Origin of the sequence: Pseudomonas sp. DCB_BI, assembly GCF_026240995.1 — a bacterium.
In the GTDB taxonomy this organism is placed as follows: Bacteria; Pseudomonadota; Gammaproteobacteria; order Pseudomonadales; family Pseudomonadaceae; genus Aquipseudomonas.
Map to the genome: position 1 here is coordinate 44,221 of NZ_JAPFCG010000008.1, position 19,053 is coordinate 63,273.

Sequence of the window (19,053 nt, forward strand, 5' to 3'; positions counted from 1 at the left end):
TATAGCTAATGCCTGCGGCCAGCCAGCCGGCCACCCGCTAGCTGAGCACCCGCTGCACCGTATTCCGGTCCAGCGCCTCCAGCGTCAACTGCAGCAACACCGCATGCTCGCGTTGCTGATTGCGGATCTGCAGCCGTGCGATTTCCTCGTCCCGATTCCCCAGCGCCATCAGCCGCTCCAGCTCAGCGTGCATGGACTGGGGCACTTGCAAGCGAACCGCGAAGGCCTTGCGCAAGTAATCCTGCCAGAACCACTGGCGTGCCAGATAATCAGCAATGCCTTCCCGGGTTTGTCTCGCCAGGACCCTTTCACGGGCCAGGAGAAGGTCCTGCTTGCTCAAGGCTGGGATGCCTGCATAAAGCATTTCATCGGGTTGGGCAGGCAAGTCCAGCGACTTGCGCAAGCCGATTCGATAGGCCAAGGCGAATTCGATCGATTCAGCGCCCGCCCCCACCCGATAAGCATGTTCAGCGGCAATTTGTTCAAGCACCGCCAACCGCCACACCCGGGCACCGAGCTTTAGCAAGGCCCGTTCCGGCCGGGTAGATCCGCTTTGCCGCGTGCGCCATATCATCACTCGCAGTTCCAGGTCGGCAAAACGCGCGGTGGCGTTATCCTGGCAACCGGTCGCCGCAGCGTGCTCAAACAGCTCCTGCCTGAGGGCATCATGCTCCGACATCGCCTGGAGCATGTCGAACACCCGGGCCGCCAGCGCGGATGCAGTCGATGAGAAACTGAAGGCGCCCGATTCTGTCAGCATCGACAGGGTATTGAAGAACTCTTCCGATGGTTCCTCGGCCTCTAGATGGGCCCACAGTGCAGCCATTTCATCCCGACGCTCGCCAGGCAACGCATCCAGAATGCGCAACCGGTAAGGCACGCGACTGGCCTCAAGCAAATGCCAGGTTGATAGCCCATCCTGCGCGCCGCCCAGCAGGTTGCCGGAAAGCTCGACCCTGCCCGAGCGCCACAGCTGCGATCGATGAAAACCCTCGGGCAGTTCAGCAATACGGTTGCCGCTGAGATCCAGGGTATGCAGTTCTGGCGCGTCCATCAGCCCGTAGGGAAACTCGGGTATCTGCGTGTTGGACAGGTAAAGGGCATTGAGCTCGGTCATTGCGAGGACGGAAAATGCCCTGCGCAACGGGTTGTCCGAAAGGTTCAGGTACACCAGAGAGCGGCAATCTGCCAGGACCAATGCCTGGCCTTGGTCGAGCGCGATCTGGTTCCCAGACAAGTCGAGCACCTCCAGCTTCTGGACAAGCCCCAGCGGCAATGGCAAACGCCTGAGTCGGCAATGGGTGATTTCGAGGTTGCGCAAGTTGGGAAATGCCTGCAGAAACTCATCCGGAACATGCTCCACGCGCATGGAGCGCAGGGCCAGGATAGAGACGTGGGGAAAGCCCACCTGCGCGGGCAGGGCCGGCAGGTGGCCCAAGCGGCTGATCGTCTGGGTCAGCATGAAGCGCCCGTCGTCCAGTGCCGCTTGCGCTTGCAGTTCGGGCACAAGACAGCGCCAGCAGTTGATCAGGCCCTTTCTGAATTCACGCCGTGCGACCAGTTCCGATGAGAGCAGCGCGCTGCGTGCCCACTGGGTCAAGTGTCTCTTCAGCACCCCATATTGCTGCTCCAGCCTATGTAACCTGGCCTGCGCGTCGCCTGAGGCCAACCAGCGCTCGATCTGTTCGTCAGTAAAGGCCGGGTACAGGTCTCGCAACCGGGCCTGAAACGCCCTAGGCCTGTTTCGCCCTAGCGCCCCCCATAGCCTGCCGCCGGCCATGGGGTAACCAATCCGGCCATCCGCAAGCCGTTGCGGCGCAAGAAACGACCCACTGGGCTGTTCCAGCCTGAGCAGGTTCACCACGGCCTGGCGTTGGTCGAAAGCAACGTTGGTCAGTGCCAGGCGCAGCGCAGGCACAAAAGGCTGACCTTGGCCGATGGCCGCTTGTGCTACGTCGTCATAGGCTCCGGCCAACGCTTCGAACAACTCGCCTTTCTCACCGACCACGCTGTGCGTTCCGGTGCGCAGGCGGAACAGCCCATGGCGATGAAGCAGGTCAAACGTCTGCCCCGATCCCTGGACCGTCAGCAACGGCTCGCTGGCATCTGCATCGAACAACCGCCAGCCCGGCCCGCCAGCGCCCGGCACGTGCACCAGCAGGTTCAACACCACACGCGCCAGGTCGAGGTTCTGCGGCGTGTCGATGCACAGCGCCTCATACACCCGCGCCATTCGAATCCGCGCCACCTGCAACCTTGCTGCCTCGGCCATCAGCAACGGCACACGCCCCGTTTCACGCAGCAGCTGCACGTCATCCTCGCTGGCATCGCGCAGCACCTCATCTGCGGCCAAGCGGTGCAGGCTGGTAAAATCCTGCCGTAACAGGCGGCTTGTTTCCGTGTCGGGGTTCTGCTCGTCGTACAACGTCTGCAGCAGTTCCCGTCGCCCGGCCCAAGCCACATCGGCCAACGCTGGCCCGTGCTTTCCGGCCGCCTGGGGAAGGCGCATGACCCGCGCCATCAGCAGCGGGTCTGCGGTGCCCCCTCCCTCGCGCAACTGGTCGATCAACGTACCCATCCTGCCGGCGAGCCGCACGCGTGCGACGGTGTCGACCAGCGCTGCCTCCGGTGGTCGTCCATACACATGCCATGCTCGCAGGTGCTGATCATCGAGGCCATGGATCGCCAGCGACCGGTCGATCTGCGCATCGTCAAGGTCGCTGAATGGCCCGCCCAGGCGGCGGAACAACTGGCGTGTGTCGTCCCACTCGGCGGGCTGCTCGCACCACAGCCGCCACGCACCGGCGCCATTGTGGCGCAGCGGCGGCGCATAGCCCTGATAGGGGAGCAGTTGCCACTGCTCGTCGGCGTCGTGCCAGGTCACCTCATACCAGTGCCCGTCCATGCTGATCCAGCGGCGCTCGCCCAGGCGGTGCGTACCCTGCATGTCCAGCACCGCCGCCGCTGGCGGGGTTTCGCCGCGATAGGGGCTGAGGTCTGCGTTCCACAGTTTTTCTTCCCCACTTTCCAGCTGCGCCGGTACCAGGCTGTCGACCACGCTCCAGGCGCGTCGAGCGGTGGCGACGACCGCAACGGTCGCCCCCACAGCCAGCAGCCCTTTGCCAACATTCAGCAGGTGCGCAAGTGCCGCATTGCGTTCGTTGTCCTGCCAGTCCCCTATCGCCTGGAAGGTCTGCTGTAGCAGGTCCCAGGCCATCACCCCCAACAACACCGCACCAATGCCCGGAACGAAAAGCCCTGCAACACCCAATAGCGTCCAGCCTTCAGCACGCAAACGGCGGGCGTGTTCGGCCTGGACCTCGCGATCAAGCAAGGCCACGGGCGGGGCGATGACGGCAGCATCGTCCTTGATCCACGCGACCCAGTCGTTCGCAAGGTGTTCGAACAGTGGCAGGCGATAAGCGAAGGTCTGCTCATCGAGGTCTCTGGTCGCCCAGCCGGCCACGTCATCCAGCCGCTCACTGACGGCCGAGAAAAATCGATGGCTGTCGCGTCGGCGCACGAAGCGGTCGAAGAAACGCCGGTAGTCATCTTCGCGCAGGCGTTTGCCAAGCACCCGGCGGGCATACTCATCCAGGTCACTGCGCACGCTCCAGGGGCCATGTGGGTCACCCGGCACATAGACCAGCACGCGCTTGCTGGTGTCGAACAACACGCCATCGTCGATCACGTCCAGCACGACAATCTGCTGCAGGCGGCAACCGAACAACGCCAACTGCCGCACGCGCACCGGTGCACCTTCGAGTTTGCCGAGCCTGTCCTCAAGGCAGAGCGCGACCACCCACTGCAGTTCGTTAGCGCTCAATACGCCTTGCGCCCTGGCTTGCAAGGCATCCACCAGCATGCTGTAGCGTTGCCGTCGCGTCAGCAATCCCCTGACCTCGGGCTGCAGTACGGCATCCAGATGCGCCTGGTATTTCTGCCCAAGGTCCAGCGTGCGACACAGCCTGGCGAAGGCCGTTGCAGACAGTTCGGCACGTTTTTCGCCATGCGCATCGACCAGGCAATTACCAGGCGGCTGGTCGCGCTGCTGGTCCGCGGTGAAATTGCCCAAAGCGGCCTCGAGCAGAGGGATGTCGTAGTAGTCGTTGGCGACAACCGGAAGCCGGCTGGTGACATAATTGATCGTCGGCGAAGTGAAGGTGTACCACTGGCGAAAGTACAACCGATCGACATCAAGGCTGCCGTGGGCACCCAGCGCTTGCTGCAGCAAGGGCTGGGTAAATGCACTCAGGTTGCGTAACCGCGCCAGCGCTGAAGACAAGCCTGCGCGACAGGCCAGCAGTTCAGGCAGTGCCTCGCTCAGCAGGGTGAATTCGGCCATGCTCAGCCGCTTCATCCAGGCCGGCAGCCGCCGTGCAATGTAGTGGTCCTGGCATGCTTGTGCCATGGCAAGGGTATCGACCGCAGCCGATGGTTGACTGCTGTTGTTCTGCATCTCTGCCTCCGCGGTGACATGGAGGCACGAGTCTGAAGCGTGCAGCCTGGTGCTGACGCCTAGCTATCTACCACCCATTCAGAACAGCAGTAACTGATGGTCGGTAAGGCGAGCGAAATCATCACCGACAAAGGGCAGGATGGCATCTGCCACCGGCATCAGCTGACGGCTGATGTAGTGGTCGTAGTCGATTGCGGCCTGCAGGTTTTCCAGCGGCTCCGGGCCAGCGGTAGTGATCAGGTAACTGATCCAGCCACCACGCTGGTACTGCAGGGGGCGCTGCAGGCGCCTGTTGTAATCGTCCGCAAGCCGGGCGGCGCGCACATGTGGCGGCACGTTGCGCTGGTAATCGGCCAACGGGCGACGCAGGCGTTTGCGATAAACCAGCAGATCGTCCTGCTCGCCCGCCAACGTTCGCCGCACGTATTCACGGACATAATCTCGGTAGGGCTCGCCGCGGAACACACGGCCGTAAAGCTCCTGCTGAAACTGCCGGGCCAGCGGTGACCAGTCGGTGCGCACCGATTCGAGGCCCTTGTAAACCATCTCTTGCGAACCGTCGGCCCGCTGTACCAGGCCGGCATAACGCTTTTTGCTGCCTTCATCGGTACCGCGGATGGTGGGCATCAGGAAGCGTCGGTAGTGCACCTCGAACTGCAGTTCGAGGGCGCTCTGCAGGTTCATGGTCTCGTGCAGATGGGCTTGCCACCATTGGTTGACCTTTGCCACCAGCTCGCGGCCGATGCGCGCCGCGTCCTCCTCGGCGTGGGCACCCTTGAGCCAGACAAAGGTGGAGTCGGTGTCACCGTAGATCACATCGTAGCCACACGCCTCGATCAGGGACCTGGTCTGGCGCATGATCTGGTGGCCGCGCATGGTGATGGACGACGCCAGGCGCGGGTCGAAGAAACGGCAACCGCTGGAGCCCAGCACGCCATAAAAGGCATTCATGATGATTTTCAACGCCTGTGACAACGGCGCATTGCCCTCGCGCTTGGCTGCTTCCCTGCCCTGCCACACCCGTTCGACGATGGCTGGCAGGCAGTGCTGTGTGCGTGAAAAACGCCCACCGCGAAAGCCCTCGACCGAATGTGCGTCGTCGGGCTGACGCAGGCCTTCGATCAGCCCCACCGGGTCGATGAGAAAGGTACGGATAATCGATGGATACAGGCTCTTGTAGTCCAGCACCAGCACTGAATCGTAAAGCCCCGGGCGCGAGTCCATGACAAAACCGCCGGGGCTGGCTTCGTCCGGGCGGCTGCCAAGGCTGGGGGCGACAAAGCCAAGCCGGTGCATCTGGGGCATGTACAAATGGCAGAACGCGGCCACCGACCCACCGCTGCGGTCTACGGCCAGCCCCGTCACCGACGCACGCTCCAGCAGGAAGTCGAGTAGCCGGGTATGGGCGAAAATACGCGTGACCAGTTCGCAGTCCTTCAGGTTGTAGCGCGCCAGTGCCGGTTTGTCTTCGGCGAAGCGTCGGTTGATCTCGTCCATGCGTTGGTACGGTGTGTCGATGGCCTTGCCTTCGCCCAGCAGGGTCTGGGCAACGTTCTCCAGGCTGAACGAGGGAAAACTCCAGGTAGCCGAACGCAACGCCTCGATGCCATCGATCAGCAAACGCCCCGGCGCATCGGCAAAAACGTGACCTCCACCGGCATGGCTACGCAGGGTCATGACCGCACCGTTGCGCCCCAGGGCAAGTGGCACCTGCAACGACTTGGCGTGTTCATGCAGCAGGCGCAGGTCGAACTGCACCAGGTTCCAGCCGATGATCGCGTCCGGGTCATGCCTGGCCATCCACTGGTTGAGGCGGGTGATCAAAGCGGCGCGATCAGCGCAATACTCCAGGTCGAAGTCAAGCCCGCTGGCATCGCCGTTGGCCGGGCCGAGCATGTACACCTGGCGCTGGCCGCAGCCCTCCAGCGCGATGCTGTACAGCTCGCCACGCTCGCTGGTCTCGATGTCCAGCGACACCAGGCGCAGCGCCGGGCGATAGCCTGGCTGCGGCTTGAGCTGGGCGTCCCGGTAAACGCCCTGCGCATCCGGCTGGCCAGTGAACTGCACCGGTGCCGTGATGAAGCGCTCCATGAGGTAACGCTCCGGCGGCCGGATATCGGCCTCGAACACGTCGATACCGGCTGTGCGCAGACGCTGTTCCAGTTGCATCAACTGGCGATGTTGGCGGGTATACAGGCCGAGCATCGGGCGATGCTCGAAGTCCTTCAGGCGCAGTGGCTTGAGCTTCGCCCCTGTTTCGTTGGCCAGCAACACACGGGCGTGCTCGGCCTGCGCCTGGGGAATGAAAGCCACCGACTCCTGCGCAGCCAGCCGCAACAGCCGCGGCCCGGCATCGGTGGCCAGCCAGAACTCCACGCAGGTGCCCTCCGGCGTATCGTGCCAATGCCGGGTCAGGACAAAACCCTGCTGCAACTCCACTGCGTCGACCTCTGGATTGTCTGTAGATGCGGTTATTCTACCTGTGTCGTGCCTGGCATGAGTGTTTTAGCGCCTGCCCGCCACAAAACCGCTTTTCCGTCCAGCCGCAGCCAGCAGCCAGGCCAAGGCAATCAACACCAGCACCACCCCGCCAAACCACGCCACGCCTGCCCCAGCCAGCAGCAATCCGCCAATGATCCCGCCCAGGGCAATGGCGATGTTCCACACCGTCACCAGCATCGACTGCGCCACATCACCACCTTGGCCTGCTGCGTCGGCGCACGCTGTCTGCAGCAGGGTCGGGGCGCCGCCATAGGTCATTCCCCACAAGGCGATGCTCAAGTACACAAGCCACGACGATGCCTGCCCCAATGCCAGCGTGGCCAAGGCAAAACCGGCCAGGCTCAGCAACACCAGCTTGCGCAGGTGTCGGTCGACCAGCAGCCCTACCAGGCCGATCCCGGCCAGCGCCGCCAGACCAAATACCATCAGCGCAGGGCCAATGTTCGCAGCCATGCCCGCCGCTGCCAGCAACGGCACGATATAGGTGTAGAGAATGTTATGGCCAAGGATCCAGGTGAGGATCACCAGCAATACAATCAACACCCCCGGCGTGCGCAGTACCTGCATGGCCGACTGGCGCTTGCCGGCAGCCTGCCCCGGATAGTCGGGCACGGATCGCAACACCCACACCACCAGCAGCAACGCCACTAAGGTGACGACCACGAACGTCGCGCGCCAGCCCAACCCCGCTCCCAACCAGGTCGCAATCGGCAAACCGAGCGACAGGGCAATCGGTTGCCCGAGCATGGCCAGCGCCATGGCCCGGCCCTGCAACGGCACCGGCACCATGCGCCGGGCATGGCCAGCGATCAGGCCCCATGCCAGGCCGGCCGCAGCCCCCGTGAAAAAGCGCAGCACCAGGGTCAGCCCGTTGGAGTCCGACAAGGCCGTCAGCCCGTTGAACAGCACGAAGCCGATGATCGCCAGCAACAGCGCCCGGCGCCGGTACCAGCCTTGGGTCAACGTCACCAACGGGATGGCGGTCAGTAGCGAGCCCAAGGCATACGCCGTGACCCATTGCCCCGCCATGGCCTGGCTGATGTGCATGCCATCGGCGATCTGGTCAAGCAGACCCGCCGGCAGGGTTTCACTGAGAATGGCGATGAAACCGGTCATGGCCAGCGCCAGCAGTCCGCCTACGGGCAGACGTTCATGGCTGGCGGCCAGCAACGGTGCGGAAGAAGTCTGGGACATTGCAAATGCCTTGAGTGGGAAACAAGGCGAACAGTCTGCAGACAAGGCCATTACGGAAAAAGACGGTTACAATGCCGCTCACCCAGGACCTCAGCGTCCGCAATCAGGAATGCGACATGGACAGCCTCAGTGGCTTCGTGGTCTTCAATCGGGTGGCCGAAACCCGCAGCTTCGTGGCCGCCAGCCAGTCACTGGGGATCAGTGCCTCGGCAGTGGGCAAGCGCGTGGCGCGGCTGGAAAGCCGCCTGGGCGTGCGCCTGTTCCACCGCAGCACACGCAGCATTACCCTCACCGCTGAAGGCGCGATGTTCCTCGAACGCAGCCGGCGCATCCTTGCCGAAATCGAGGCCACCGAGCAGGAACTGTCGCAGGCCAGCGAAACGCCGCGCGGGCGCCTGCGGGTGAGCATGCCGCAGGTGACCAGACTGGTAATGCCGGCACTGGCCGAGTTCATGGCACTGTACCCACAGGTTGAACTGGACCTGGACTTCTCCGATCGCATGGTGGATATCGTCGGCGAAGGCTTCGATGTGGTGATGCGCGGCGGGCAGCCGGTGGATTCCCGGCTAAGCGCCAAATTCCTGGGGCACTTTCAGCACCGCCTGGTGGCCTCGCCCGAGTACCTGCGCGAACGCGGCACACCCTTGCACCCACGCGACCTGGCGGCGCATAGCTGCCTGCATTATCGCTTCCCCAGCAACGGCAAGCTGGAAACCTGGCCGCTGCGCCAGGAGCATCCCGAGCAAACCTATGACATCCCCATCTCGATGGTCTGCAACCACGTCGAAACGCGCGTCTGCTTTGCCTTGAACCACCGCGGCATTACCTGCCTGCCTGACTTCAACGTGGGTCGTGAACTGGGCAATGGCTCACTGGTCAGTGTCCTCGACGACTTCATGGAACGGCGCGGCAGCTTCTATCTGCTGTGGCCGTCCGGGCGGCAGGTGCCGCCAAAGTTGCGGGTATTCATCGATTTCATGCTCGATCGGGTATTCAACCGTACAGGTAGTTGATGTCCTTGCAGGCCAGCGGCGGCACCTGGCCCAGCAGGAAGTCGCGCAGCTTGTGCATCTGTCGCGCCTTGGGGCTGGCCTTGAGCCAGGTCATGTAGTACCCGTCGCCAGTGGCCACTGCGTGCTTGTACGGCGTGACCAGGCGCCCGGCCGCCAGGTCGGCACTGGCCAGCACCAGGTCGACCACCGAAATACCCAGGCCCTGCTGCGCGGCCGAGATGCCCTGGTCGAGGGTGTCGAACACCTGGCCCTGGTCGATGCTGATGTCCAGCGCGTCCATCCGCGCCAGCCAGCGCCGCCAGTCGCGGCGGTCGGGGGACGGATGCAGGAACTCGCACCGGGTCAGGTCGCTCAGGGCCGGTTGCGCCTGCGCCATGTAATCCGGGTGGCACACCGGGATGAGCCATTCATCGAACAGCTTGAAGCACTCGATATCGGCGGGGAACCGCCCACTGGCCAGGAGAATGGCGCAGTCGTAGGGCTCGGAATAGAAGTCCACGCTGTCGATGTCCATCCAGACGCTCGACAGCTGAACGGTGCAGTTGTCTTCATGCTTCTTGAACCCGTCCAGCGCCCGCAGCAGCCAGCGGACGGTGAGCGTGGACGGGGCCTTCAGGCGCAGACCATAGCGGTCCTGGCGCAGCAGTGCGCAGGCATTCTCGATGATCTTGAAGCCGACTTTGAGCTCTTGCGCCAGCAGGCGGCCGTGCTCGGTCAGGCTCAGCTTGGGCCCGCGCCGCTCGAACAGGTCACAGCCGAACATGGCTTCGAGGGTCTTGATGTGGTGGCTGACGGCCCCCTGGGTCAAGGCCAGCTCTTCCGCTGCGCGGGTAAATGAGCCATAGCGAGAGGCCACCTCGAATGCACGCAGCGCGTGCAAGGCCTGAATTCGTTCTGACATCGCGACATCCCGAGCATGAGCAAGACTAATAGTAGGTCATAGTTCCACGCGTTTTACAACGTCAAGTGTGTTCCGGAAAATGCAGGTAAATAATAAACATATCCAAGATCCTGCCTGCATATGACTGGAACGTTTACTTAATTCAACGCCTGGGGAAATCATGTTTACGGGATATGGAAATTGCTATCGCCTGGATGCGCTAGAGCTCGCCGCTGAACATGGATACAACACGCAACACTGGACTTACAAGACTGTAGAACATTTTCGCAGTGTCCTCGCCAACCCTGAGTTTCCCTGCTTGTTTGGCCGCAAGGCGGTTAACGGTGAAACCTGCCACATCCTCTTCGCCCGCGCCGAACAACTGGCTGACGATATCGCCCAAGGCCTGGCCGATTATGTGCGCACCGTCGCCCCCATCACACCCAAGCAGCGCATCGGCAGCCCGCTGGTGGTGTTCCTCGAGACAGCCACCGCCAGCAATCTGGCTGAGCAACAGGCACTGGCCTGGAAGGTGCTGCGCGGCGTGCATGCACGCGACCCCCACCCTTGGCCGCAGGGCATCCCGACCGACCCCGAGGATAACGCCTGGTCGTTCTGCTATGCCGGCATGCCACTGTTCATCAACATGAATTTTCCCGGCCACCAGCACATGAAAAGCCGCAACCTGGGCCAGCACATCACCTTCGTCATCAACCCAAGGGAAAACTTCGACGAAGTCGCCAACGCCGAAAGCGAAAGTGGCCGGCGAATTCGCGCCCGCATTCGCGAGCGCGTGCACCACTACAACGACGGCGTGGTGCCCGACACGCTTGGTGCCTTCGGCGATACCGACAACTACGAGTGGAAGCAGTATCAACTGCAGGAAGCAGGCTCGCTCAACCCGTCCCGCTGCCCGTTCCATGCCCATGCCGCACATCAGGCGACACCCGACATACAGATCGAGAACTGACCGTGAATACCGCACTCACCGCCACCTACGCCCTTACTGTCCTGCTGCTGATCGCTACCCCCGGCCCGGTGGTGGCGCTAATCGTCAATACAGCGGCCGCCTCCGGCTCACGCAAGGCCATGTTCACCGCCGTCGGCACCAACTGGGCGTCACTGGTGCTCATCGGCGCGGCGGCCTGGATCATCCTCACCAGCGCGGCCATCGACAAGGCCTGGCTCAGCATCATGAGCCTGCTTGGCTGCCTGTTCATCGGCTACATCGCCGTGGGCACATTGAAGGACGCCCTGCAGGCACCTGCGTCAGAGGCCACCAGCGACGCTGCAAAACCCACCCGTGGCGGGCTGCTGCAAGGCTTCATGGTGGGCATTTCCAACCCCAAGGACATCATTTTCTTCATCGCCTTCTTCCCTCAGTTCATCCAGATCACCGAGTCGTTCGGCAAGAGCATGGTGGTGCTGTCGCTGCTGTGGGTGGCCATCGATTTCGCCGTGCTCAGCCTGTACATCTTCGCCATCGGCAAGATCGCATCGCAACGCAGCAACCGCTTCATCAGCCTGGCCTCCGGGGTCGCCCTGCTGCTGATCGCGGCCGGCGGCCTGCTGTACAACTTCAAGGAACTGACGGCCTGAAACCCATGCGCAGCAGACGACGCAACCGCAGGAGAGAGCATGACCGCGATTGACACAAGCCCGCTTCCTTCGCCGTTGCAACAGGACTACCAGCGTTTCCTACTGCTGGGTAGCCGCCGTGCCCCACACACCGTGCATGTGCACGAAACCGGCTACCGCTCGGGCACCATCAATACCGATGCCTTGGGCCTGCGCTACAGCCATTGCGCCGGCAAGCGCTTTTCGCCGGCCGAACGTGGCGGCGCCTCGCGGGTCAACCTGCTGGTCGGCGGTTCCACGGCCCTGGGTATCGGCGCCAGCTCCGACGAGCACACCGTGGCCTCGCACCTGTCGATGCTCACCGGCGAGGTCTGGCTGAGCCTGGCCGGCTGCGGGCTCAATGCCAGCCAGGAGCTGCTGATGTTCCTCACCCACCAGCATCGCCTTGGCCAGTTGGGGCATGTGGTGGTGCTCAGCGGCCTCAACAGCCTGGCTCACGAAGCCCTGAGCGAAGTCCTCGCCAGCGCTGGCGACCCGCAACACGCCCAGGCTTACCAGGATTATCTCAACAGCTTCAGCGAAGGCATGCAGCCCGCTGCTGTACCCCGCCGGCACTCGCTGTGGCGGCGCATCGCCCAGGCCTTGGCCAGCCCTGAGGTCGCAGCCCCGGCCAGCTGGCCCCTGTCGTCCCCGGAAAAACGCCTGGCCCGTGCCGCCGACAACATTGGCCGCACCTTGCGCCAATGGGAGCGGCTGCTGGCCGACAGCCACGCCACCCTCACCTTCATCCTGCAACCGTTGCTCCCCTGGTGCCGGGACACCCTGCCCGCTGGCGAGCAGGCCATGCTGGCCGCGCTGGAGCGAAAACCGGCGAACTTCGACCGGCTGCTGGACGGCGCTTTCGACAGCCAGTTGCACTCGGCGTTTTTCCGCCGCATCAAGAACCAGGCCGACCCCGTGCCCTGCTACGACATGAACTGCATGCTCAACAGCTCGCCAGTGTTCGGTGCCGACCTGTTCATCGACCGCCTGCACCTCAACGACCTGGGCAACAATGCATTGGCCAAGGTGATCACCGCCAAGCTTGGCCTGGCCCAGGAAAAACACGGCCAGCGCAAGGTCACGCCGATCAGGCTGGCCTGACAATCGTCGGATGGTCTTCCGGGCAGGCCCCTTGGGTGGCTAGAATACGTCGTCGTTCCGATCTGCCCGAGGCGCACGCTTGACCGCCATGAACATCGAAGCCGTCCATCTGCACCTGGCCATCAACGGGGTGTGCCTGTGAGCCTGGTGCGACGCCTGCCCCCATTGCTGATCGCCCTGATGCCGCTGGCTGCGCACGCGCTGGAGGTGAGCATCGACCCTCATGCCGACCTGCTCTACCGTCAGGCCCTGCCCCTGCTGGAGCAGGCCGACAACCAGGATGACGGCGCCAGCACGCTGCGCACCGCCATCGGCGGCGACCCCGAGCTCAGCCGCCAAGGGCAGGCCCTGGCGCATACCCTGCCGACAGCGGTTGCCCTGCTGAAAAAATCGGTCGAGCTCGGCCACCCGGTCGCACAGTACCGCCTGGCGCTGTACTACATGACCTATCTGCCAGCTGCGCAAATTCCGGAGGCCGCCTGCCCGTTGCTCCAAGCCAGCCTTCAGCAAGGCTTTGCCGCACCGGCGCCCGCCATCGCTACCTGGTGCAGGCCCTACAACGCCAGCAGTGAGTACCGCGCAGCGCTGGAGGCCATTCCCAGCATGGCCACGGTCTACGCCCCCTACTATCCGCAACCGGCCACCCGCCTGGCCTGCAACCGCAGCCGCCCGCAAGGGCTGGAAATGCTCTGGGGGCGTCAGCGCGACTACCAGGCCGAAGTGTACCGGCTGCTCGGCGACCTCGACCCACAGCACCGCCTGAGCCTGCTGCAGAAGGCCGTGGAGATCAACGGCTGCGTGACGGCGCAGCAGCACCTGAGCAGTCATCCCTGAGCTTCGCCTGGACGCACAGGTTGAACTGCCGCGTGCAGACCACGGGCATGACTTGAGAGCAAGATCGTTCAAGCCACACGCCCGCCCGTCTGGCATGCTGGCCTGCCACGTAAACGTACTGCAGCCATCATGCCCCACGTCGCCCGCCAAGCCTTTCTCTACGGCGCCATCGCCATTCTCCCGCTGTCCCTGGCTGTCGCCCCCTGGGGCTTGTTGGCTGGCTCCATGGCCATCGAGGCCAACCTTAGCGCCTGGCAGGGGCAAGGGCTGTCGGCCATCGTCTTTGCCGGCGCCGCGCAACTGGTCGCCATCGGCATGCTCAAGGGGGGTGCCAACCTGGCATCGATCCTGCTCACCACCCTGCTGCTGACCTCGCAGCACCTGCTCTATGGCCTGTCGATGCGCCCGGTACTGTCCAGCCAGCCGCTGCGCTGGCGCTTGGGCCTGGGCTTTCTGCTGACCGACGAATTCTTTGCCCTGACCAGCCAGTACGACCAGCAGCAGTTCAACCGCTGGTACGCCTTGGGGGTGGGCCTGACCTTCTACGTCGCCTGGAACCTGTTTACCCTTGCCGGCATCCTGCTGGGCCAGAGCATTCCGCACCTGGACCAGTTCGGCCTGGACTTCTCCATCGTCGCCACCTTCGTCGCCCTCATCGCCCCACTGGTGCGCAACCTGGCCACCGTTGTGTGCGTGGCCGTGTCGTTGTTCAGTTCGGTACTGTTCAGCTATTGGCACTGGGAGACCGCCCTGGTCGCCGCAGGCCTGCTGGGCATGAGCGCCGGCTTCATCTGCCAGAAATTTGCCGGAGCCCGCACATGACCTGGATGCTGATTTTCGCCATGGGCGCCATCGTGTTCCTCAACCGCTATGCCTTTCTGGAACCACGCCTGCCCTTGCGCCTGAGCTCCAACGCCCGGCAGTTCCTCGGCTTTGCCGTACCGGGGATGCTCACTGCCATCTGCGGCCCGATCATCTTCATGCCCGAGCACCAGCTCAACCTGAGCCTGCTCAACCCTTACCTGCTGGGTTCGCTGGTGGCCATCGCCCTGGTGTTGTTGACCCGTAGCGTGTTGCTGAGCATGCTGGTGAGCATGTTGATCTTTTTCATCCTGCGCAGCTGGCTGGCATGACCACGCCCCTGCGCGAGCAGACACACCTGTGGCAGGCGCCAGCCCTGGGCGACGTCGAGATGCTGCACGCGCGGTATTTCCAGCAGCGCTTCGCCCCACATGTGCACGAAGGCTTTGTATTCACCGTGATCGAGTCCGGCGCCCAGCGCTTCTGGCATCGTGGCAGCGAGCACCTGGCGCCGGTCGGCAGCATGGTACTGATCAACCCGGACGAGCTGCACACTGGCGCCACTGCCCACGAAGCGGGCTGGCGCTACCGCGGCTTCTATCCTGAGCACGAGCGTGTCACCGGGGTGCTGGACGAACTGGAGCTTGGCCGCCACGGCATGCCGAGCTTCAGGGACAGCGTGATCCACGACCCGGCCCTGGCTATCGCCTTCAGCCAGCTGCACCAGCTGTCCGAGGCCGGCGCCAGTGCCTTGCAGCAGCAGACTGCCTGGCGCCAGGCGGTGCTGGCCCTGGTGCAACGGCACGGGCAATGCGCCGAGCCTTCGGCCCCTGGTCAAGAACCCCTGGCCGTGGCCCGCGCCCGCGAACTGTTGGAAAGCCAACTGGCAGACCCACCCTCACTGGAAGCGCTGGCGGCAGCAGTCAACCTGTCGCCGTTCCACTTCGCCCGGGTGTTTCGACAGGCGACAGGCCTGCCGCCGCACGCCTGGCTGAAGCAGCGCCGCCTGGCGCGCGCGCGGGAAATGCTGAAGAGCGGGCGGGTGGCTTCAGAAGTGGCGTTCGCCCTGGGTTTCGCCGACCAGAGCCATTTGAGCCGGCAATTCAAGCAGGCTTACGGGGTTTCACCGGGGGCCTATCGGCAAGCTTGCGTCAGCCCAAACGTGGCCACCCGGCTACTCACAATCCCAACGCCAGTTGCAGCGGATCCCGCATGTGCCGTCGAATCCTGACGGCAACCACAAGCAGGGCTACACCATCCCTCTGCTACACTGAGATGGCTGAAATGGAGGATCCTGCCATGTCCGAAAGAGAGCTCACCACCCTCCTGTCGCTGATGAACCAGCGTCAGGCCTGCCTGAGCAGTGCCTGCAAGGAGATTGCCGACTGGATCGACCGGCAGGGCGACATGCCCGCCGCCGGCAAGATCCGCGCAAGCCTCAAGGCCCTGGAGGCCGATGAGGCACAGGTTCGCAAGACCTTGACCTCGCTGACCCTCGACAGGCCGCTGCCCAGGTTTCGCAGCTGAGCGAGAGGGGGGCTGCTGTGCAGCCCCAACGTTTCCAGCCTGTCAGTGATTCATGTGCATGTGGTCATGCCCGGCACCCGCTTCGGCATTGAGCGCGCGCACTTCGGCCTGCACATCCAGGGTTTCCTGGGCGCCCTTGGCATCTTCGATGGTCAGGGTCAGCGGCACTTTCTCGCCTTCCTTCACCTGGTTGGCCAAGCCCATCAGCATGACATGCAGGCCATTCGGGTCCAGGGTCACGGCCTTGCCAGCTGGCAGCTGGACGGCTTTCACTTCACGCATGCCCATGACGTCACCGTTCATGGTCATTTCATGCACCTGCACGGTCTTGGCCACGGGCGACGCCACGCTTACCAGCTTGCTGTCGCTGCTGGCGGTCAGGGTCATGAACGCACCGGTGGACTGCTGGTGCGGCACGCTGGCACGTACCCAGGCGTCGCTTACGGTAGTCTGGGCAAAGGCAGGGAGCGCCAGGCCCACCAGGACCAGGGCAGCCAGACCGCGCTTGATCGGTAGCATCGACATTCAGCAAATCTCCATCAGGGTGACCAGGTCTTCGGCGCATTCCTTGGCGTTCAGGGAATGACCCAGGCTCAGGCGCAGGGTGCCACGTGTATCGTAGACGTAGCTGGTGGACGAATGAGAAATGGTATAGGTGTCCCCGGCCGGGACTTTCTCGTAGAACACCTTGAATTCCTTGGCTACCGCGGCAATTTCTTCCGGTGTACCCGTCAGCGCGATGAACGTCGGGTCGAAGGCCTTGACGTAGGCATCCAACACCTCGGGGGTGTCGCGCTCCGGGTCCAGGGTGATGAACACCACCTGGAACAGGTCGCGATCACGGCCCCGCAGGGTCTTGCGGATCTGCGCCGCACGCGCCAGGGTGGTGGGGCAAACCGCTGGGCACTGGGTGAAGCCGAAGAAGATCATCGGCATGCTGCCGTAGAAGCTCGACAGGGTGCGCACGTTGCCTTGCGGGTCCTTGAGGCTGAACTTGCGCCCTAGGATTTCGTTGCTCATGTTCTTGCCGTACTTGAACTCGAGCCCCCGGGCCGGGCTGCAGCCTGCAAGCAGGCCAAGCCCGAGAACGCCCATGCCGGCGACTACTGCCCGCCGGCTATATAGATCATTCATGAAACCATCCTTTACAGGGAAGGTGCCGGCCCTCGGGATGGGCCGGTCGAAAACCGGGGCATTCTGGCATGACACCCAGAGGGGTTCTACCCGACCAAGGCGGTGGTGGCCTGCAGCCCTTTGATTACGGGCTGCGGCCTGTTGTCGCAGGGGTTGAAACCGTAACACTTTGTTGCTAGGGAGGCGCCTTCAACTCAGTAGTAGGCGTTTTCTTTCTGGCTGTGGTCAGTCACGTCACGCACGCCCTTGAGCTCCGGAATGCGCTCGAGCAGGGTGCGCTCGATGCCTTCCTTCAGGGTGACATCGGCCTGGCCGCAACCCTGGCAGCCACCACCGAACTGCAGCACGGCAATGCCGTCGTCGACCACGTCCACCAGGCTTACCTGGCCGCCATGGCTGGCCAGGCCCGGGTTGATCTCGGTCTGCAGGTAGTAGTTGATGCGCTCGTTGATCGGGCTGTCTTCGTTGACCATCGGCACCTTGGCGTTCGGTGCCTTGATGGTCAGCTGGCCACCCATGCGGTCGGTGGCATAGTCGACCAGGGCATCCTCCAGGAACGGCACGCTGACCGCGTCCAGGTAGGCGGTGAAGCTCTTCAGACCCACGGCGGTGTCGTCAGGCTTCTCTTCGCCCGGCTTGCAGTAGGCAATGCACGTCTCTGCGTACTGGGTGCCCGGCTGGGTGATGAAAATGCGAATGCCGATGCCAGGCGTATTCTGCTTGGAAAGCAGATCGGCCAGGTAGTCATGGGCGGCGTCGGTAATGGTTATAGCGCTCATGTAGGTTCCTCACAGACTTGCCGCCAAGTGTACGCCAACCCGGCCCTTGAACAAAGTCCTAGTATTTGACTCGGGAAAGCGCATATTCCGCCGCCGGCTCCCGCGGCGCCGCCAGCCAGGCTTGCATGCGCCGGTACAGGCCGCGCTCCAGCCAGCGGTAGCTGAACCACGACATTAGTCCAATGGACGGCACGCACAGCGCGAACACCAGGTAGGGGTTCAGGTGCAGGCGCTGGCTGGCGAACCAGCCGGCATACAGCACCAGCACATGGATCAGGTACACCGAGTAAGAGCAATCACCCAGCGCCTTGAGCAACCGGTTGCCCTTGAACCACGGCTCCAGGGCAATGAACGCCAGCACGATCATCGCGCTCGGCACGCCCCAGTGCAGCAGCCGCTGCGACGCATCCAGGTGGTAGATGGCCAGGCCTGCCACCACCAGCACCAGCAGCGGCAACCCGCGGCCCTCACGGATCAGCCCACGGCGATACAGCACGCCCAAACCGATGCCGAGCAGGAACTCATAGATGATGTCGTTGTTGTAGAAACGGCTGAGCACACCCAGCCGCCCCAGCACCTCGCTGACCAATAGCAGCGCGGCAGTGACCAGCAGCAGGTGGTGCCGCTGACGCACCAGAAACGCCAGGCCGAACAGCAGGTAGAAGAACATTTCGAAGTTCAGCGTCCAGCCCACGTTCAGCGTCGGGTAAAGGCCATACCCACCGGGGTTCTCCGCCGGGACGAAGACCAGCGACAGCAACAGATGGTGCCAGGTGAATTCCTGATGCGGCATCCATTGGCTGAAGGCCAGCAACAGTATGCTCATCAGTGCTGTGTAGAACCAGTAAGCCGGAACGATGCGCAGAACGCGGTTGAGCAGGAACTGACGCGGCTCGATCGCCTTGTCGCGGGTCGACAGGTAGATGACCAGCCCGCTGATGACGAAGAAGATGTCGACGCCCACCGCACCGCGGTCGGTGAGCAGCTGGCCGATAGGGCCGGTGGCGTGGAAGTCGAAGAAGATCTGCATGAAGTGGTGGCAGACCACCACCCAGGCGGCGAACGCCCGCAGTGCCTGAAGCGAATACAGCATGAAATACCCTGCGCTTGGCTGTGCATTGAGGCCCGGTGAGCGCACCGCGCTCGTTCGCGCGGCTGACCCGCGAAGGGGGCTGCACACCAGCCCCCGGACCACCCACCTTTTCCGAC

General features: G+C 63.4%; 17 protein-coding genes. 9 read left to right on the forward strand and 8 right to left on the reverse strand.

Translation table 11 applies throughout. The features are described 5' to 3' along the window. Window positions 1-37: 37 nt before the first annotated feature. From OO258_RS10575 to OO258_RS10585, 3 genes are all read right to left on the reverse strand, one after another. Window positions 38-4,459 carry an NEL-type E3 ubiquitin ligase domain-containing protein gene (locus tag OO258_RS10575; protein ID WP_266030286.1) on the reverse strand — a complete coding sequence of 1,474 codons (4,422 nt, stop codon included), beginning with the start codon at window positions 4,457-4,459 and terminating at the stop codon, window positions 38-40. 78 nt (window positions 4,460-4,537) lie between these two features. Next, window positions 4,538-6,898, reverse strand: coding sequence for a DNA polymerase II (locus tag OO258_RS10580; RefSeq protein ID WP_266030288.1), 2,361 nt, complete (start codon window positions 6,896-6,898; stop codon window positions 4,538-4,540). 66 nt (window positions 6,899-6,964) lie between these two features. Then, window positions 6,965-8,155, reverse strand: a complete 1,191-nt coding sequence (locus OO258_RS10585) for an MFS transporter (protein ID WP_266030290.1) — start codon at window positions 8,153-8,155, stop codon at window positions 6,965-6,967. A 116-nt stretch (window positions 8,156-8,271) separates the two neighbouring features. Between OO258_RS10585 and OO258_RS10590 the strand changes: the two genes are divergently transcribed. Next, window positions 8,272-9,168, forward strand: coding sequence for a LysR family transcriptional regulator (locus tag OO258_RS10590; protein ID WP_266030481.1), 897 nt, complete (start codon window positions 8,272-8,274; stop codon window positions 9,166-9,168). Here the strand turns inward: OO258_RS10590 and OO258_RS10595 are convergent. Further along, on the reverse strand, window positions 9,149-10,069 hold the full coding sequence (locus OO258_RS10595) for a LysR substrate-binding domain-containing protein (protein ID WP_266030291.1): 921 nt from the start codon (window positions 10,067-10,069) through the stop codon (window positions 9,149-9,151). The two genes, OO258_RS10590 and OO258_RS10595, sit on opposite strands and share 20 nt — an antisense overlap. A 160-nt stretch (window positions 10,070-10,229) precedes the next feature. Here OO258_RS10595 and OO258_RS10600 point away from each other — a divergent pair, with 160 nt between their 5' ends. The 8 genes from OO258_RS10600 to OO258_RS10635 all read left to right on the forward strand — a co-directional run bounded on the left by OO258_RS10600 (window position 10,230) and on the right by OO258_RS10635 (window position 15,931). Next, window positions 10,230-11,018 (forward strand): YqcI/YcgG family protein, encoded by a 789-nt coding sequence (locus tag OO258_RS10600; RefSeq protein WP_266030293.1) that lies wholly within the window; start codon window positions 10,230-10,232, stop codon window positions 11,016-11,018. Between the two features lie 2 nt (window positions 11,019-11,020). Beyond that, window positions 11,021-11,647: a LysE family translocator gene (locus tag OO258_RS10605; protein ID WP_110745060.1), complete on the forward strand. Its 627-nt coding sequence runs from the start codon at window positions 11,021-11,023 to the stop codon at window positions 11,645-11,647. 39 nt (window positions 11,648-11,686) lie between these two features. Continuing rightward, window positions 11,687-12,769, forward strand: a complete 1,083-nt coding sequence (locus OO258_RS10610; protein WP_266030296.1) for a hypothetical protein — start codon at window positions 11,687-11,689, stop codon at window positions 12,767-12,769. A gap of 138 nt (window positions 12,770-12,907) precedes the next feature. After that, window positions 12,908-13,603 (forward strand): sel1 repeat family protein, encoded by a 696-nt coding sequence (locus OO258_RS10615; protein ID WP_110745058.1) that lies wholly within the window; start codon window positions 12,908-12,910, stop codon window positions 13,601-13,603. Between the two features lie 129 nt (window positions 13,604-13,732). Continuing rightward, a complete protein-coding gene (locus tag OO258_RS10620; protein WP_266030298.1) occupies window positions 13,733-14,425 on the forward strand; it encodes an AzlC family ABC transporter permease in 693 nt (230 codons plus the stop codon). Continuing rightward, complete coding sequence (locus tag OO258_RS10625; RefSeq protein ID WP_266030300.1) at window positions 14,422-14,736, forward strand: AzlD domain-containing protein; 315 nt, start codon at window positions 14,422-14,424, stop codon at window positions 14,734-14,736. The genes OO258_RS10620 and OO258_RS10625 overlap by 4 nt, the downstream gene beginning before the upstream one ends. Beyond that, entirely contained in the window at window positions 14,733-15,635 is a 903-nt protein-coding gene (locus tag OO258_RS10630; protein ID WP_266030301.1) for an AraC family transcriptional regulator, read from the forward strand. The genes OO258_RS10625 and OO258_RS10630 overlap by 4 nt, the downstream gene beginning before the upstream one ends. Window positions 15,636-15,703: 68 nt before the next feature. Further along, window positions 15,704-15,931 carry a hypothetical protein gene (locus tag OO258_RS10635; RefSeq protein WP_023381060.1) on the forward strand — a complete coding sequence of 76 codons (228 nt, stop codon included), beginning with the start codon at window positions 15,704-15,706 and terminating at the stop codon, window positions 15,929-15,931. A 42-nt stretch (window positions 15,932-15,973) separates the two neighbouring features. Here the strand turns inward: OO258_RS10635 and OO258_RS10640 are convergent, their stop codons facing one another. From OO258_RS10640 to OO258_RS10655, 4 genes are all read right to left on the reverse strand, one after another. Further along, complete coding sequence (locus tag OO258_RS10640; protein ID WP_110745053.1) at window positions 15,974-16,456, reverse strand: copper chaperone PCu(A)C; 483 nt, start codon at window positions 16,454-16,456, stop codon at window positions 15,974-15,976. Continuing rightward, window positions 16,457-17,065, reverse strand: a complete 609-nt coding sequence (locus OO258_RS10645) for an SCO family protein (RefSeq protein ID WP_110745052.1) — start codon at window positions 17,063-17,065, stop codon at window positions 16,457-16,459. A gap of 194 nt (window positions 17,066-17,259) precedes the next feature. Next, a complete protein-coding gene (nfuA, locus tag OO258_RS10650; RefSeq protein WP_003250416.1) occupies window positions 17,260-17,844 on the reverse strand; it encodes a Fe-S biogenesis protein NfuA in 585 nt (194 codons plus the stop codon). 58 nt (window positions 17,845-17,902) lie between these two features. Further along, window positions 17,903-18,937: an acyltransferase family protein gene (locus tag OO258_RS10655; RefSeq protein WP_110745051.1), complete on the reverse strand. Its 1,035-nt coding sequence runs from the start codon at window positions 18,935-18,937 to the stop codon at window positions 17,903-17,905. Between the last annotated feature and the right edge of the window lie 116 nt (window positions 18,938-19,053).

Bases quoted from the DNA above. Each gene is read 5' to 3' on its own strand.
- OO258_RS10640 (WP_110745053.1), bottom strand. From the start codon at position 16,456: ATGTCGATGCTACCGATCAAGCGCGGTCTGGCTGCCCTGGTCCTGGTG.
- OO258_RS10620 (WP_266030298.1), top strand. From the start codon at position 13,733: ATGCCCCACGTCGCCCGCCAAGCCTTTCTCTACGGCGCCATCGCCATT.
- OO258_RS10585 (WP_266030290.1), bottom strand. From the start codon at position 8,155: ATGTCCCAGACTTCTTCCGCACCGTTGCTGGCCGCCAGCCATGAACGT.
- OO258_RS10645 (WP_110745052.1), bottom strand. From the start codon at position 17,065: ATGAATGATCTATATAGCCGGCGGGCAGTAGTCGCCGGCATGGGCGTT.
- nfuA (WP_003250416.1), bottom strand. From the start codon at position 17,844: ATGAGCGCTATAACCATTACCGACGCCGCCCATGACTACCTGGCCGAT.
- OO258_RS10625 (WP_266030300.1), top strand. From the start codon at position 14,422: ATGACCTGGATGCTGATTTTCGCCATGGGCGCCATCGTGTTCCTCAAC.
- OO258_RS10655 (WP_110745051.1), bottom strand. From the start codon at position 18,937: ATGCTGTATTCGCTTCAGGCACTGCGGGCGTTCGCCGCCTGGGTGGTG.
- OO258_RS10635 (WP_023381060.1), top strand. From the start codon at position 15,704: ATGTCCGAAAGAGAGCTCACCACCCTCCTGTCGCTGATGAACCAGCGT.
- OO258_RS10575 (WP_266030286.1), bottom strand. From the start codon at position 4,459: ATGCAGAACAACAGCAGTCAACCATCGGCTGCGGTCGATACCCTTGCC.
- OO258_RS10590 (WP_266030481.1), top strand. From the start codon at position 8,272: ATGGACAGCCTCAGTGGCTTCGTGGTCTTCAATCGGGTGGCCGAAACC.
- OO258_RS10600 (WP_266030293.1), top strand. From the start codon at position 10,230: ATGTTTACGGGATATGGAAATTGCTATCGCCTGGATGCGCTAGAGCTC.
- OO258_RS10630 (WP_266030301.1), top strand. From the start codon at position 14,733: ATGACCACGCCCCTGCGCGAGCAGACACACCTGTGGCAGGCGCCAGCC.
- OO258_RS10595 (WP_266030291.1), bottom strand. From the start codon at position 10,069: ATGTCAGAACGAATTCAGGCCTTGCACGCGCTGCGTGCATTCGAGGTG.
- OO258_RS10610 (WP_266030296.1), top strand. From the start codon at position 11,687: ATGACCGCGATTGACACAAGCCCGCTTCCTTCGCCGTTGCAACAGGAC.